The organism is Alkalicoccus luteus (assembly GCF_052061695.1).
Classification (GTDB): Bacteria; Bacillota; Bacilli; order Bacillales; family Salisediminibacteriaceae; genus Alkalicoccus; species Alkalicoccus luteus.
In genome coordinates this window covers 147,090-161,096 of sequence record NZ_JBPZEY010000003.1, presented here as the reverse complement: position 1 = coordinate 161,096, position 14,007 = coordinate 147,090, and the positions used below count along the sequence as shown (strand labels likewise).

Below are 14,007 nucleotides of genomic sequence, written 5' to 3'. Positions count from 1 at the left end.
TACGAGGTTACAAGCTGATTACATCCTTGTTTCTGAACGAAAAACGCAGCAAATTAATACTGTGAAAAAACAAAGAGCGTTATAAAGTTCACAAATTCGTCACGTCAAAACTGAATCACATCGCACGCAACTTCCGTATAATGAATCATCATTCATTTAAAAACGGGAGGATCAGCCATGCAGCATGCGAAGCAAATTATCAAACAAGATTTAAAAAACATTAAACGAGTGCCCCTGGTCGGCATCTTGCTAGTCGGACTGGCAGTGCTGCCGGCTCTATACGCCTGGTTTAATTTAGGCGCTGCCTGGGACCCTTATTCGAATACTAGTGAAGTGTCGATCGCCGTCGTGAACGAGGATGAGGGGGCAGAGTTTGAAGGTGAGTCTGTACATATTGGAGATGAACTAGTTGAGGAACTGCAAACGAACGACGAACTGGACTGGCAGTTCATGTCCCGGCAGGAGGCACATGATCAGGTGCGCCGGGGTGACGTTTATGCGAGCGTTTATTTGGATCCGCCTTTCTCAGAAGAAACCATCCGCTTAGTGGAGGAAGGGGATACGAATGCGGCGGTGCGCTATGAGGTGAACGAGAAGATCAATGCGATTGCCCCGACTATGACGGAAACGGGGGCCACAACCATTACCCAGCAGACTAACGACAGCTTTGTCGAGGCATCTTCTGCAGCGCTGTTAGAGGAGTTTGATCGTCTCGGCCTCAGACTGGAAGATGAGCTTCCGACGTTGAGGACGATGGCAGACACCGTCTATGAGATGGAAGCAGCACTGCCCGAGCTTCAAGAGCTGGCCGATCTTCTCGTCCAGATTGACGATGGCTGGGAGGATATTGACGGAATGGCAGTGAGGTTTCTCGAGCTTGAACACATGGGGAGTGACGTAGAGCAGGCATTCTCACAGCTTTATCACTTGGAGGACCAGCTTCCGCGCATGTATGAGGCTGCTGATACGGCAGAAGAAGTGGAAGAGATGCTCCCGCAGCTGGAGCGCGTCATTCACTCGATGGAACGAATCAATGACAGGTTTCCACAGGCAGAAGCAGAGCTGCAAGGCATATCAGATAATCTGAGCGGTGTGGAGGCGGTGATTGCAAGCGGAAACGCAGTCGTGCCGGAGATTGAAGCGGAGCTTGCTTCTGCAGAGGCAGCGCTTGGAGAGCTGGAGGAACGGGCGCACCTGCTGGAGCAGCAGGCAGAGCTGGGGCGTCAAACCTCGGTGACAATTCTTTCGGGCGTGAGCGAGCTGCTGGAACAGTCGTTGGAATCGGCCGCGGCTGCAGAGGAGCAGCTTGATGCCCTGCAGGCAATCGAACTGGACGTGCTTCCGGATGAAGCTGCCGCTTTAGCCAAAGAAGCAGTGGAGCTGCTTGAAGAGGTGCAGGCGGCTGGGGAGTGGACAGAGGAGAAACTGGAGCAGGCGGACAGTCTGCTGGCAGACATAGATGACGCTTCCCTGCCGAAACCGGAGCTGGATTCTGACCTTTCGGGTAATACACTCACGGAGAGTCTTAATGAACTAGAAGCAGCAATGGAGCAGGCAGCTGAAAGCCTGCGAACCGTCGAAGCAGATCGTGAAAATGCTGTACTGACTGCGCTCGCCGAAGAAGCAGAGCAAGCGCTGGCTTCGTTTCAGGAGAAACGAGCAGCGCTGCCTCAGGAGGCAGCGCTGGAAGAAGCCGTCATGGGAGCGGTTGATGCGCTGGAGCAGCAGGCACTAGAGCTTATACACGTGCCGCAGCAAGCGCTTCGTGACTTTGTGCAGTCAGTCGAGACGGCTTCGGCTGCTGAGATTGTGCAGCTAGCCGATGAAGTAGAATTCATTCTGACAGACTCGATACGCTGGATAGAAGAAACCGATGCCGCATCAGTCGAGCCGCTAGAAAAGGCGCAGGCTTCGTTGGGGAACATTCAGCAGGCAGGTGATGATGCGGCCGAGCGGGCAAATGACGAACTGGACCGGATTCAGCAAGCAGAGCGCTATGTGGCAGAAGAGGCGCCTGACCAAATCGCCGCTGCTTTTGCGTCTGTTCGGGAAACGCTTGATCAGGAAGACCGTTTTCGTGAAGCAGAAACGTATTTAGATCAGGCAGTGGTCGGACTGGCTACAGCTGAGGACGTAGTCGAAACGGCAAGGATCGCAGTAAACACGGGTAAGGATGAGCTTCCTGCTGTTGCTGACAGCTGGGCTGAAGCGACGGAATCTGCCGGTGAGGCATATCCGGATATCGAACAGGCAGTCAGCTCCTTTTCCTCCTTTTTATCGGTGCAGCTTCCGGTTGCCGAAGAACGGATTGATCGGATGATCCGGTTTGCAGAAGAAGACTGGCCGAAGGTGGAGGATGGATATGCCCATGCAGCTGCTCTTTTAGAGACAAACATGCCAAAGGTTGAAGAAACGATCGGCGAAGCGGCCTCGATGGCAAAAGAAGATTTTCCAGAGGCAGAGGCAGGACTGGTGGAAGCAGCGGACCGTATGCGGGCGTTAGAAGATAACGAAACCGTACAGGAGATGATTGACGCTCTCCGAAATGATCTGTATGAACAGGCAGAGCTTTTGGCAAATCCAGTAGCGATGGAGGAAGAGAGCCTTTTTCCGATTCCGAATTATGGATCCGCAAATGCACCGTTCTACACAGCACTAAGCCTCTGGGTAGGAGCGTTGCTGCTCGTGAATCTGGTCAGCACGAATTTGCACGGACCTGACCGCCGACCTGAATATACGGAGCGTGATATTTATTTGGGGCGCATGGGAATCTTCCTGATAACAGCGGTGCTGCAAGGGCTCGTCGTCAGCATCGGCAACATGGCGATCCTTGGTATGTACAGCGCACACAGCCTCTGGTTCACGGTGTTTTCCGTCGTCATCGCTGTGATTTTCATGCTAATGGTTTATACACTGGCCTCCATTCTCGGAAACATCGGGAAAGCGTTGGCCATCGTCCTGCTCGTGCTCCAGCTTTCCGGGGGAGGCGGCACCTTTCCTATTGAAGTCACGCCTTCCTTCTTTCAGACGATCCATCCATTTCTGCCGTTCACGTATGCGATTGATCTGCTGCGGGAGGCAGTGGGAGGCATTGTCTGGTCCGCAGCAGGGTTCAGCCTGACGATTCTGGCTGGCTGCGGTATGGTCACGATTGTCATTGGTCTGCTGCTGAAGCCTAAGCTTGCAGCGAGGATCCAGGCAACCGCAGATAAATCGAAAGCGAGCAGACTGATCGAATAATGACGCTGGTGTTGCGCCAGCGGGCGAACAGTTCCACTGACGGGTATTTTCCGGTAGAATAACGGGAGATAAGAAAATTGGAAGGTGGAGCTATGAGACATACTTTGGCATGGGGAGCGGTTCTGCTGCTTGCCGGCTGCGGGGAGGAGCAGGAGGAAATTCACGTAGCGGCAGCCTCCGGGCTGTATCACGTACTGACTGACATCGGAGCTTCCTATGAAGCAGAAACGGGCACTGCTGTCGTTTTCAGTTTTGGAGCGACCGGCCAGCTGACGCAGCAGATCGAGCAGGGAGCAGCTTTTGAGCTGTTTCTTGCAGGTGAGGAGGAATACATAACGAGACTGGAGCAGGGGGGCTTTGTTTCAGAGGGGACGGGCATCGCCGAAGGGGTGGTGACACTCGTGTCTGGGACCGAATCAGCACCCTACGAATCGGTACATACGCTTTTAGAGGAAGATCTGCGCACGGCGATTCCGAATCCTGAGCATGCGCCCTATGGCAGAGCAGCGCATGATGTGCTGCAGGCTGAAGGGATCTGGGAAGAGCTGAGCGATTCCTTTATTTACGCCAACGATGTGCGCACCTCGCTCCAATACGTGGAAAGCGGAGAAGTCGATGCTGGATTTGCGGCGCTCAGCCTGATGCAGGACAGCGAGCTGCCGTATATCGAGCTTGATACAGCGCTGCATGAGCCAATTATCCAGACGGCAGCCATTCTCGTGCAATCCGGGAAGCAGGAGGAAGCCGGCCAGTTTCTCGACTACCTGCAGTCGGCTGAGGTGCAGGCCGTCTTTCAAGCTTACGGATTTAAGCCTGGAGAGAATGCTTCATGACGGGGCCGCTGCTCTTATCGCTCCAAGTCGCAGCGGCAGCCACCGCTTTGGCTTTTGCAGCCGGAGTACTGCTCGCCTGGTGGTTCGCTGTCCGTCAGACGAAGCTGACCGAGCTTGTTTCGCTGTTGATCACGCTGCCGCTCGTGCTTCCGCCGACGGTGTTAGGCTACTATTTGCTCGTACTGCTCGGCCGCAACAGCTGGATTGGACAAATGTTTGAAGCCTTGGTCGGTTCGCCGATCGTGTTCACGTGGTATGCAGCTGTCGCAGCTGCAGCCGTTGCGGCACTGCCGCTGATTGTCCGCCCGATGCAGCAGGCATTTGAATCGGTGAACCGGAACAGTCTGGAAGCCGCGATGCTTGATGGAGCAGGACGGTGGCAGCTGTTTCGTCATATTATGGTCCCGCTTTCTTACCGCGGCATGCTGGCAGGGCTCGTGCTGGGCTTCGCACGAGCGATGGGAGAATTCGGTGCAACGCTGATGGTTGCCGGCAATATTCCCGGCAGAACACAGACGCTGTCGATAGCTGTATATGACGCAGTGCAGGCCAACCGCATGCAGGAAGCCCACCTGATGGTGCTCGTGCTGAGCGCTGTAACGATTGCGATCCTGTTTATGACGACCGTCTTGCTCAAAAAGCGGGTGTAGCAACAATCGAAAAAAGCCGGCATCAGCCGGCTTCTGGCGCTTTAACGTCGGCGCCGGACGAGATAAATACTGAGAATAATAAGTCCGATGAATCCCGCGATAATGAGGGGACCGCTTAATACAAACGTAGACAATCAGCGTCTCCTCCTTTCAGGCAAAAGCTAATCCTGTTTGTTTTTCGTGCCGGGGAATAAGTGCCAAAACTTAACGATCATAAATAAACATGCACCGATCACGGAAAAACCGATATTTTGCACGACGTTAACCGGCTGGTTAAAAATGAGCAAGTCAAGCACCACAAGTGCTGTAAAGAATAGTACGGATAAATAAACAAAATACGCTGCAGGCTGACTGGATAGCCGCTTCATCATCATCGCTCCATTCATTAAAGATGGTACTGCTTCTATGATAAGCATTTCAATCGTAAAGGTAAAGATTTATTCCGTAATGATTCCGATTGTAGAAAGGGGAACTGCAATGACAGACATAGTGATGATTATCGCTGCAAGTGCCGGAGGCCTGCTGCTTCTTTATAAAACAATCGAGCTAGCTGTGAAAAACGGAATTGAGCGCTCCAACATCGGTCGCTACATACAAAAGGGTAAAGGTTTTGAGCCGATTGAAAGCAAATGTACCGATTTTGCAGAGGAAGAAAATCAGCATAGGGGAGACTAAGCGATGATTACATCGGAAACGGCACAGCAGATCGTGGCACGGACGATGGAAATTCTGCCTTACAATATTAATGTTATCAGGCCGGATGGAACCATTATCGGCTCTGGAAATGCCTCCCGGATCGGGACGGTGCACGAGGCGGCGAGAGTAGTCCGCGAAAAAGGAACGGTAGTTGAGATAACGAAGGAAGAGGAAGGGCTTTGGGAGGGAGCGGTGCAGGGGATCAATCTGCCGGCTTTTCAAAATGGAGCGCTTGCTGCTGTGATCGGGATCACTGGTCCGCCGGACGATGTACGCAGCTTCGGCAGGCTCGTCGTCATGACAGCAGAAATGATGATGGAGCAGGCTGTGCTGCTTCGTGATATGCAGGTCGACGAACGCATGCGTGAAGAAGCGGCTTTGCAGCTGCTTGATGCCGAACAGTCGGCCGGACGTCTGGCAGAGAGGCTGCAGCGGCTGAATATCTCAATGGACGGCCCGCGCACCGTCATCTGCTTCACCGATCCGGAGCCTGAGCACGTGAAGCAGACGATTCAGCCGATTCTCTACAAGGATGAACTCTTCTGTGTGCGTCAGGGCAGGCTCTTCGTTATCGTGAGGGCCGGTTCAGAACGGGAAATTCATGTTCGATTCCGCTCGGTTTCCGGCTTTCAGGCAGCGGCTGGACCTCCTGTTTCCGTGCACGATCTGCCGCAGGCTGCCGAGCTTGCCTTGTCTGCAGCCTCACTGCCGAACCAGCACGAATCGTTTTTACTTTACCGAGACGTAGATTTGGAAGTGCTGTTATACAAAAGCGGTAAAATGGACAAAGGGGTCCCGCCGTGGCCGCTTGACGAAGAGCTTACAGAAACACTTTCGGCTTATGTGGCGCAAAACGGCCGTCTCCAGGATACGGCAGCTGTCCTGCACATCCACCGCAATACGCTTCAATACCGGCTCGGACGCATCCGGGAAAAAAGCGGGCGTGATCCCAGGAAGTTAAAAGAGCTGTTATATTTGTACGCTGATATGCTGCGGACTCGCAGCAATTAAATCGGTTTATCCCCCGACCAACGGCTGGCGGGGGTATTTTTAATGACCTTTTGTAGACAAATATACTAAAAGACCAATAAAGTTTCTTTATTTCTCATTTATTTTAGTCAAATGAACAATGACAGCGTTTTCGCAACCGCTTACAATTAGTCGTAGACTGATAACGAAGGAGTGGAAGCGCGATGCCAGTTACTGCATTAGGAGCAATAATCGGATTGGTGCTTGCGATCGTTTTAATACTTAGGAAGGTTCCGCCCGTTTACGCACTCGTAGCCGGAGCGCTCGTCGGGGGACTGACTGGCGGAGCAGGATTGGGACAGACGGTTGATTTAATGATATCTGGTGCAGAAGGCATCATACCAGCTGTGCTGCGCATACTTGCAGCCGGGATTCTTGCAGGTGTTCTGATCGAGTCAGGGGCAGCGGCATCGATCGCAAAAGCGGTCGTTCAAAAGCTTGGTGAGAAAAAAGCGCTGCTTGCGCTGATTTTAGCGACGATGGCACTCACAGCTGTCGGCGTCTTTGTCGACATCGCAGTCATTACAGTAGCCTCTATCGCACTCGTTATTGCACATAAAGCACAGCTCTCTAAAACGGCTGTTCTTCTCGCAATGGTCGGCGGTGGTAAGGCAGGGAATATCATGTCGCCGAACCCGAACACGATCGCCGTATCAGAGGCGTTCGATGTACCACTGACGTCCGTGATGGCAGCCGGAATTATTCCAGCCATCTTCGGTGTGTTTGTGACGTATTTAATTGCTAAACGATTGAAACATAAGGGCACGTATGTAAACTTTGAAGACATCAAAGAGGGCGAAGACAAAGTGCTTCCGCCTGTGGGGCTAGCAGTTGTTGCACCGGCAGTCGCGATCCTTCTGCTCGTGCTGCGTCCAGTTGCAGGAATTGAAATTGACCCGATGCTTGCACTGCCTGCCGGCGGTCTGGCTGGTGCCATTGCGATGGGGAAAGCACGTGAGATTAACTCCTTTATCGTAACCGGCCTCAGCAAAATGTCGGCAGTTGCGGTTCTGCTGCTCGGTACCGGCGCGATCGCCGGGATCATATCAAACTCCGGTCTTCAGTACGTATTGATCTCCGGTATTGAGACACTTGGTCTGCCAAGCTATGCGCTTGCGCCGGTATCCGGCATTTTCATGTCCGGTGCTACGGCCTCAACGACAGCGGGATCTGTTGTCGCTGCGGAAGTATTCAGCGGAACGCTATTGGAGCTTGGAGTCTCGGGTCTGGCTGCAGCCGCCATGCTGCACGCCGGGGCGACCGTTCTGGACCATATGCCGCACGGAAGCTTTTTCCATGCGACGGCAGGAAGTGTGCTGATGTCAATTCAGGAACGCTTAAAGCTGATCCCGTATGAGTCTCTTGTCGGTCTTACGCTCGCCGCTGTATCGACATTAATCTTCGGAGTGTTCTCCCTGTTTTAAACTGATGATTGGAAGGAGCATGGTTCATGAATATTGTCATAGCATCTGATTCATATAAAGGCTCGCTCAGCTCCCTGGAAGCTGGTGAAGCTTGCAAAGAGGGCATTCTGCGCGTTATGCCGGACGCACACGTTACAGTGAAACCGATGGCAGATGGAGGGGAAGGGACGGTAACTGCGTTAGTTGATGCAGTTGGCGGAAGCTGGATGCAGCAGACCGTTCACAATCCCTTTGGGGAAAAAACCGACGCCTCCTATGCCGTTTCTGCTGACGGAAAAACAGCTGTTATGGAAATGGCGGAAGCATCTGGAATTCATTACTCAGCCTGTGGTCCTCAGGACGTGCTGCACGCCTCAACGTATGGCACAGGTGAACTGATTCTCGATGCGCTTGATCTCGGAGTACGGGAATTTATTATCGGCATCGGCGGAAGTGCGACAAATGACGCAGGCACCGGCATGCTGCGCGCACTCGGCGCCTCTTTTCGTAATCAGGAAGGTGAAGAGCTTCCTGAAGGCGGAGCGGCACTAGCCGATCTCGCCGCGATTAAACTGGAAGGCTTGGATGACAGGCTGAAGGAGTGCCGTTTCCGCATCGCCTGCGACGTGGAGAATCCATTGACAGGACCAGATGGCGCCTCCGCCATATACGGCCCGCAAAAAGGGGCCGGGGAAGAGGAAGTAGCGGTGCTGGATCGAGCGTTGAAGCAGTTTGCCGAAGTCGCACAAAAAACGCTCGGGATGGATTTGGATCGTCCTGCAGGAGCAGGGGCAGCAGGCGGACTAGGGGCAGCCTTTCTTGGATTTTTACCTAGCAGCCTGGAAAAAGGAGCCGTCATCGTAGCAGACGTTACGGATCTTGCAGAGAGCCTGCAGCAAGCTGATCTCGTCATTACCGGAGAAGGCGGTATTAATCATCAAACCGTCTACGGTAAAACGCCCATTCACGTCGCGAAGCTGGCGAAAGAACAGCGTACCGACGTGCCGGTCATCGCGCTCTGCGGATGCGTCGAGCCTGGCTATGAAACGGTTTTTAACGCCGGCATCGATGCTGTCTTCAGTACCGTGGATAAAGCTGCTGAGCTGGAGGAGCTGCAGGAGCATGCTGCCGAAAATGTAGCCCGTACAGCCGAAAACATCGCACGGCTTATGAAATTTTGTTAGCATAAAAAAGCTCCGCTGCAGCACTGCCGCAGCGGAGTTTATCATGATTAATAAGTGATAGAGCTTGACATAACAGCTCCGAGCAGCATAACGGTCAGTACGATGGCAGATGCACCGCAGACAACTCCTGCAACGGCTGTTCCGGCTCCTTTTTGTGTAAGATCCCGGGCTTCTTTGCGTCCGGTTAATCCTAGAAAAATGGACAATGTCCCTAATGTCAGCGCGACGACCGGCATAAAAAACATCAACAGGGAGAAGACCCCGAGATAAATCGACATCAGCGCTTTGCTGTTCATTGATTGACGAAGTTCGATTGTATTCATATGAGACCTCCTCTTTCAACCGGGACGTTTCCCTTATTATACATGAGGCATCTTTGCCGATAAACGAATCTGCTCTGCTTAAACCGGGAGCTGTCCGCTGAAGAAAAAGAAAGCAAGAACAGCCATCGCTGCAGGAATGAGAAGACCAATGATTCCGCAGATGATCCCCGCTAGCGCAAGACCGCTGCCTTTCTCCAAGTTTGCCCGTGTTTCCCGTCTGCCGATAAAACCGAGGACAATTCCCAGCAGCGCAAAAATAATGCCGCCGATCGGTAGCAGAAACAAAACGATCGATAAAATGCCGAAAATCAGTGCCATCAGTGCGCGGCTGTTCGTCTGCTGCTCTTCCAACTCCATATAAACTTCCCCCGTATCTGTAGCAACTGCTAAACATACAATGGTTTATTCAGCAGCCGCTTCTCTTTATCCACCTTATTCCCGCAAGCTTCAGGTGTGAAACAGACAGAAAAGAGGAAAAGGCGTTTTACAGCAGAAATCAAGGAGGGATCAACATGCAGGCATTGATGCTAGTTGACGTTCAGCGTGCGTTTCATGACGAATCCTGGGGAAAGCGGAATAATGAGCACGCCGAGGATAATATGCGTACCTTGCTCGCCGTATGGAGAGAGGCATCTCGACCGGTGATTCATATCCATCATACCTCTGAAAACCCGGACTCGCTATTTTACTCAGAGGGTGAAGGGGTAAAGGTGCAGGAAGGGCGGGAGCCGCAGGTAAATGAAGCCGTATTTCGAAAAACAGTCAACAGCGCCTTTATCGGTACAGAGCTGGAAGAATGGCTGCGCTCTAAAGGCATTTCCACTATCGTTGTTGCCGGTTTGACGACTCAGCACTGCATTTCCACAACAGTCAGAATGAGCGGCAATCTCGGGTTTCACACGTATGTCGTAGCGGATGCAACCGCGGCATTTGAGCTCCGCGGTGCGGACGGGACACTGATAGACCCTCATACGATCCATACCGTGTCACTTGCAACGCTGCACAATGAGTTTGGGCGCGTCGTGACAACGGAAGAATTGCTGACGACAGCCTTCTAAATGGATGATTTGCCTTTTCTTTCTTATAGACTCTATAATGGGTAAAGACCAGGAAGAGATGAGGGATCAGCGTGACCGTAATGAACAATTTGACGCAGGGGGAGTTTTCTTCTCTTCATGTTGTCTCACAGCGTGTGTTCAAGCTGATAGCACAGGAGCTGGACATGAACTCTGTCTATATCGTAAAGAAAAACGGCGATCAGATGCATGTATTCAGCGTCTATAATCGGGATATTGAGATCGTTCCGGAGGGATTCCAAGTTCCTTACCAGGAAGCATACTGCTCGCACGTTCTTTCAAGCGGCAGCGGAGATTTTCAAGCAGGTGATTTGAGGGGCAACGAGTCAACCAGAGAAATGGATATAACAGAAGAGCTCGACGCACGAGGATTTCTCGGCGTCCCGCTTTGTAATCGCTCGGGAGAGGTGTTCGGCACCCTATGTGCGTTAGATAAAGAAGAAAAGTATTTTTCAAATAAAGATATTTCGTACTTAAAAGCGATGGCTGAGCTGCTATCCCATATCATTGAACTCGATGAAACAAAGGTGAACCTGTCATACTTGAACCTGCCTGTTATACCGATCACAGAAGGCGTCGCGGTTTTACCTGTCCAGGGCATTATTGATGAAAAACGCGCAGAAAAGCTCATGGAGGAAATGCTTAAGGAAACCGCAGAACGGCAGCTTGATTACGTGATTCTTGATTTGTCAGGATTAGTAACGATAAACGAGCAGTTCCCGGATGTCCTGATTCGCTTAATTCAGGCTGTTAATCTGATGGGCGCAGGTACGGTCCTAACTGGCATCAGTCCGCAGACGGCGATGCATCAACGGGATAATGACATGCTGAAGGATACGCAAGCTGCTCCCAATTTAGAGGCTGCTTTAAAGATGGCGGGCTTATATATTTCGAAAGAGGCGGATCAAGCGTGACGGATTCAGCGAAATACAAAAGCTGGTGTGCGCTGATGACAGCGTCGATTCCCATTGCTATCCTTGCCGGACTGGACAGCTGGATTCACATGGTTTTCCGCGGCGGTGAAGCTGACTGGCAGCTGGGCGTTTTGCCAGTCTTTTTCGGCGTAGGAGCTTTCAGCTGCTTACAGGCGATGCTCATTAAACGGTAATGTCTGCAATAAAGAGGCCTGCGATCACAAGGATCGCAGGCTCAGAGTGTCGGTAACGTATTTTTAAGTGAATAACCTTACACCTGCCTGTATCTGCGGACCTTCGCTTTCAGGAGGGAACGGGCTCAGCTAACCGCTTCCTTCTTCCGTCGGAAGCGCTGGATCTTCGCCTCGTTCTGATCCTCTCGGAGTCGAGGTCCTCCGATGTCGGCAGCTGATAGCATGTTTCACGTGCTTGAGACTGCACGATCGGCTTCCGTTCAGATAGAACCTTCCCGATGAGACGTTTCGATATCAAATAGAGATGTACGTCCTTCATCGATTTCATAATAAACGTAAAAAAGCCGTCGCTTCTGCCTATTATGACGTTGTTCTCCAACAAGCAGAGCCACTTTTCCGATGTGTCCGGCGGAGGCGCAACAAGCAGTTTGAAGATACCGTGCCGTTCAGATCTGTGAACGGCATTAACGATCGAGCGGAGCCGGACTGGCTCTTGAAGGCTTCTCGTGAGAAGCCTGTTTCCGAGTGAAGCCGCGCCATTCTAATGCGCCAGCCTCCTGTGCCGTTCTTCCGTTCGTACGGGAAATAGCTGAAGGCCAGCCCACGGCAGACTCAGCAAGCAGAAGGGAAAAAGTTGAAAGACTTTTTCAACAGCCTGGGCCTGCGATCCTTGTGATCGCAGGCCTCTTTATCGTGATGGACTACATGCTTTTGGCACCTAGATACCGCTGCTTCCAATAGCTGTTATCCATGCTCGTGACGGTTACGCCGGTGGAGGCGCCGGAATGCAGAAATTTATTATTCCCGAGATAAATGCCTGCATGGGAAGGCCCGGTGCGGGTTTCAAAAAAGACAAGATCGCCTTTTTGCGGCTTATCAACGCGCGTTCCGGCATCCCACATTTGAGCGACTGTACGTGGAAGGTTTTTTCCGTTTTCTTTGAAGGCGTATTGGATAAATCCGCTGCAGTCAAATCCGGAAGGTGTATCACCGCCCCAGACGTAGCGTGTGCCCATATGTGATTTGCCTGAAGCGATTACCCGCTCAGCAAAGCTTCCGTCCGAGCTCTCCCGAACAGATGCTGTCTCTGTTTGAGGGGCAGAGGCCGTTGATTTAGAGCTCGATCCCGCTTGAAACAATCCGAGGGAGCCAAGTGTTTTAGGACCTGCTGTGCCGAAGAAATTTCCATTTGCATGCGAGATGCCTGCAGACTGCTGATATTTCTGGACGGCTCGCTTTGTAATCGGACCAAAAATACCGTCCACATTGGAGCGCTTGTTGTAACCTTTATCCGCCAAGAGCTGCTGCAGTTCCTTAACGAAATCACTGCGGTCACCGTAGGAAGTGGAACGAATCGCTGTCTGAGGCGGAGTCATTGGTCCGCCGGAGGAAATAATCGTCATGCTCGTACGCCCTTTCATCCGCTGCAAAACGGTCTTTTCCATTTTATCGGCATGACTGCCGTATCTATGCAGCCAAAACGAAAAAATGAGCCGTATAGACTAGTAAAGCAACGAAACCGACTGGATCGTCCAGTCGGTGTGGTGAGCCAGTAATCGCTATTGATGAAGAACAGAGATGAGCGCCTTTATAAATTCAATTCCCTGGAAAAATAAAATGCTTATTCCTGCAGCGCCTGCCAGTGCGATCATCGCCTGTCTGACTAACATCATAACGTGAACGGTTGCCATCTTCACCATCTCCTTTTTTTTGATCTTACTCCTTTTACAAAGAAAAACCAGCGGAAAATTGTGAGAGACAATGGATAATATTGGGGGAAGCGCTTACGACTGTGATAGAATGAAAGAACCTACAAAAAGGGGGCCTCCCGATATGAAATTGGAAGCAGAAAGCCCGGAAGAATATGTGAATAAGCTGCCTGATGACTGGAGACGGGATCAGCTTCTGGCAGTCAGGGAAAAAATGCTGGCCCACAAAGCAGTTAAAGAAGAAATCGAGCACGGTATGCTCATGTACCGTATTGGCATGACGCGCCTGTTCCATGTTGGTGTTCAGAAGGCATATGTGAGCGTTTATGCTGGATGTATCGAAAAAGTTGATCCTGAGAAAAAGTTGTTGGAGGACTTCTCGGTAGGCAAGAGCTGTATTCGAATCAGCCGCGCCATAGACCTGGAGGATACAGGATTGCCACAATTTATAGCCGCTGCCGTAGCAAAAGCCAGACGCGGAGAAGACGTCGGCTGTTAATAAAACACGCTGCTTCCAATGTGGAAGCAGCGTGTCAGGCTGTTGAAAAAGTCTTTCAACTTACATATTTGTTCGTTTGATTGTATTTCCCCTCCGCTTACCGAGCCTGCCGTGGGCTGGCCTTCAGCTATTTCTCACAGGGCGACCCCTGAGAAAGGATCTTCAGACTGCGCTGATCCCACGGGCGTCCCCGCCGGACACATCGGGGAAACGGCTCTGGTTCGTGGAGAACAACGTCACGACAGGCAGGTGCGACC

At 51.9% G+C, this 14,007-nt stretch carries 16 protein-coding genes; 11 read left to right on the top strand and 5 right to left on the bottom strand.

The genetic code is table 11. The annotated features are described in order from the left end of the window. Positions 1-177 precede the first annotated feature (177 nt). The 3 genes from ACSZLD_RS04985 (at position 178) to modB (ending at position 4,723) form a co-directional block, all read left to right on the top strand. A complete protein-coding gene (locus ACSZLD_RS04985) occupies positions 178-3,240 on the top strand; it encodes a YhgE/Pip family protein (RefSeq protein WP_444684423.1) in 3,063 nt (1,020 codons plus the stop codon). Positions 3,241-3,332: 92 nt separating this feature from the next. Next, positions 3,333-4,073 (top strand): molybdate ABC transporter substrate-binding protein, encoded by a 741-nt coding sequence (gene modA / locus ACSZLD_RS04980; protein ID WP_444684422.1) that lies wholly within the window; start codon positions 3,333-3,335, stop codon positions 4,071-4,073. After that, complete coding sequence (modB, locus tag ACSZLD_RS04975; protein ID WP_444684421.1) at positions 4,070-4,723, top strand: molybdate ABC transporter permease subunit; 654 nt, start codon at positions 4,070-4,072, stop codon at positions 4,721-4,723. Before modA ends, modB begins: the two co-directional genes overlap by 4 nt. Before the next feature lie 161 nt (positions 4,724-4,884). Here the strand turns inward: modB and ACSZLD_RS04970 are convergent, their stop codons facing one another. After that, positions 4,885-5,109: a hypothetical protein gene (locus ACSZLD_RS04970; RefSeq protein ID WP_377907904.1), complete on the bottom strand. Its 225-nt coding sequence runs from the start codon at positions 5,107-5,109 to the stop codon at positions 4,885-4,887. 91 nt (positions 5,110-5,200) lie between these two features. Between ACSZLD_RS04970 and ACSZLD_RS04965 the strand changes: the two genes are divergently transcribed. The 4 genes from ACSZLD_RS04965 to ACSZLD_RS04950 all read left to right on the top strand — a co-directional run bounded on the left by ACSZLD_RS04965 (position 5,201) and on the right by ACSZLD_RS04950 (position 9,035). Continuing rightward, the gene (locus tag ACSZLD_RS04965) at positions 5,201-5,398 is read left to right on the top strand and encodes a hypothetical protein (protein WP_444684420.1); all 198 of its coding nucleotides are present in this window, start codon (positions 5,201-5,203) and stop codon (positions 5,396-5,398) included. 3 nt (positions 5,399-5,401) lie between these two features. Then, entirely contained in the window at positions 5,402-6,430 is a 1,029-nt protein-coding gene (locus ACSZLD_RS04960) for a sugar diacid recognition domain-containing protein (RefSeq protein WP_444684419.1), read from the top strand. 182 nt (positions 6,431-6,612) lie between these two features. After that, positions 6,613-7,872, top strand: a complete 1,260-nt coding sequence (locus tag ACSZLD_RS04955) for a GntP family permease (RefSeq protein ID WP_377907909.1) — start codon at positions 6,613-6,615, stop codon at positions 7,870-7,872. A 26-nt stretch (positions 7,873-7,898) separates the two neighbouring features. Further along, on the top strand, positions 7,899-9,035 hold the full coding sequence (locus tag ACSZLD_RS04950) for a glycerate kinase (protein WP_444684418.1): 1,137 nt from the start codon (positions 7,899-7,901) through the stop codon (positions 9,033-9,035). 47 nt (positions 9,036-9,082) lie between these two features. Here the strand turns inward: ACSZLD_RS04950 and ACSZLD_RS04945 are convergent, their stop codons facing one another. Beyond that, positions 9,083-9,358, bottom strand: a complete 276-nt coding sequence (locus tag ACSZLD_RS04945) for a hypothetical protein (RefSeq protein WP_377907911.1) — start codon at positions 9,356-9,358, stop codon at positions 9,083-9,085. A 78-nt stretch (positions 9,359-9,436) separates the two neighbouring features. Continuing rightward, a complete protein-coding gene (locus ACSZLD_RS04940; RefSeq protein ID WP_444684417.1) occupies positions 9,437-9,715 on the bottom strand; it encodes a DUF4190 domain-containing protein in 279 nt (92 codons plus the stop codon). 155 nt (positions 9,716-9,870) lie between these two features. On the opposite strand from ACSZLD_RS04940, the gene ACSZLD_RS04935 reads away from it, so the two are divergent. The 3 genes from ACSZLD_RS04935 to ACSZLD_RS04925 all read left to right on the top strand — a co-directional run bounded on the left by ACSZLD_RS04935 (position 9,871) and on the right by ACSZLD_RS04925 (position 11,542). Then, complete coding sequence (locus ACSZLD_RS04935; protein ID WP_444684416.1) at positions 9,871-10,416, top strand: cysteine hydrolase family protein; 546 nt, start codon at positions 9,871-9,873, stop codon at positions 10,414-10,416. Between the two features lie 80 nt (positions 10,417-10,496). Further along, positions 10,497-11,348 carry an STAS domain-containing protein gene (locus ACSZLD_RS04930; protein WP_444684639.1) on the top strand — a complete coding sequence of 284 codons (852 nt, stop codon included), beginning with the start codon at positions 10,497-10,499 and terminating at the stop codon, positions 11,346-11,348. Further along, positions 11,345-11,542, top strand: coding sequence for a hypothetical protein (locus tag ACSZLD_RS04925; protein WP_377907915.1), 198 nt, complete (start codon positions 11,345-11,347; stop codon positions 11,540-11,542). Before ACSZLD_RS04930 ends, ACSZLD_RS04925 begins: the two co-directional genes overlap by 4 nt. 701 nt (positions 11,543-12,243) lie before the next feature. Here the strand turns inward: ACSZLD_RS04925 and ACSZLD_RS04920 are convergent. Next, positions 12,244-12,945, bottom strand: a complete 702-nt coding sequence (locus tag ACSZLD_RS04920) for a C40 family peptidase (protein WP_444684415.1) — start codon at positions 12,943-12,945, stop codon at positions 12,244-12,246. A 156-nt stretch (positions 12,946-13,101) separates the two neighbouring features. After that, a complete protein-coding gene (locus tag ACSZLD_RS04915; RefSeq protein ID WP_377907918.1) occupies positions 13,102-13,233 on the bottom strand; it encodes a hypothetical protein in 132 nt (43 codons plus the stop codon). 142 nt (positions 13,234-13,375) lie between these two features. Here ACSZLD_RS04915 and ACSZLD_RS04910 point away from each other — a divergent pair, with 142 nt between their 5' ends. Continuing rightward, positions 13,376-13,750 (top strand): DUF1801 domain-containing protein, encoded by a 375-nt coding sequence (locus ACSZLD_RS04910; RefSeq protein ID WP_377907919.1) that lies wholly within the window; start codon positions 13,376-13,378, stop codon positions 13,748-13,750. The last annotated feature ends 257 nt before the right edge of the window (positions 13,751-14,007 follow it).

Coding starts and splice junctions, on each gene's coding strand:
- modA (WP_444684422.1), top strand. CDS start 3,333: ATGAGACATACTTTGGCATGGGGAGCGGTTCTGCTGCTTGCCGGCTGC.
- ACSZLD_RS04935 (WP_444684416.1), top strand. CDS start 9,871: ATGCAGGCATTGATGCTAGTTGACGTTCAGCGTGCGTTTCATGACGAA.
- ACSZLD_RS04920 (WP_444684415.1), bottom strand. CDS start 12,945: ATGACGATTATTTCCTCCGGCGGACCAATGACTCCGCCTCAGACAGCG.
- ACSZLD_RS04910 (WP_377907919.1), top strand. CDS start 13,376: ATGAAATTGGAAGCAGAAAGCCCGGAAGAATATGTGAATAAGCTGCCT.
- ACSZLD_RS04965 (WP_444684420.1), top strand. CDS start 5,201: ATGACAGACATAGTGATGATTATCGCTGCAAGTGCCGGAGGCCTGCTG.
- ACSZLD_RS04930 (WP_444684639.1), top strand. CDS start 10,497: ATGAACAATTTGACGCAGGGGGAGTTTTCTTCTCTTCATGTTGTCTCA.
- ACSZLD_RS04945 (WP_377907911.1), bottom strand. CDS start 9,358: ATGAATACAATCGAACTTCGTCAATCAATGAACAGCAAAGCGCTGATG.
- ACSZLD_RS04985 (WP_444684423.1), top strand. CDS start 178: ATGCAGCATGCGAAGCAAATTATCAAACAAGATTTAAAAAACATTAAA.
- modB (WP_444684421.1), top strand. CDS start 4,070: ATGACGGGGCCGCTGCTCTTATCGCTCCAAGTCGCAGCGGCAGCCACC.
- ACSZLD_RS04960 (WP_444684419.1), top strand. CDS start 5,402: ATGATTACATCGGAAACGGCACAGCAGATCGTGGCACGGACGATGGAA.
- ACSZLD_RS04940 (WP_444684417.1), bottom strand. CDS start 9,715: ATGGAGTTGGAAGAGCAGCAGACGAACAGCCGCGCACTGATGGCACTG.
- ACSZLD_RS04955 (WP_377907909.1), top strand. CDS start 6,613: ATGCCAGTTACTGCATTAGGAGCAATAATCGGATTGGTGCTTGCGATC.
- ACSZLD_RS04915 (WP_377907918.1), bottom strand. CDS start 13,233: ATGGCAACCGTTCACGTTATGATGTTAGTCAGACAGGCGATGATCGCA.
- ACSZLD_RS04950 (WP_444684418.1), top strand. CDS start 7,899: ATGAATATTGTCATAGCATCTGATTCATATAAAGGCTCGCTCAGCTCC.
- ACSZLD_RS04970 (WP_377907904.1), bottom strand. CDS start 5,109: ATGAATGGAGCGATGATGATGAAGCGGCTATCCAGTCAGCCTGCAGCG.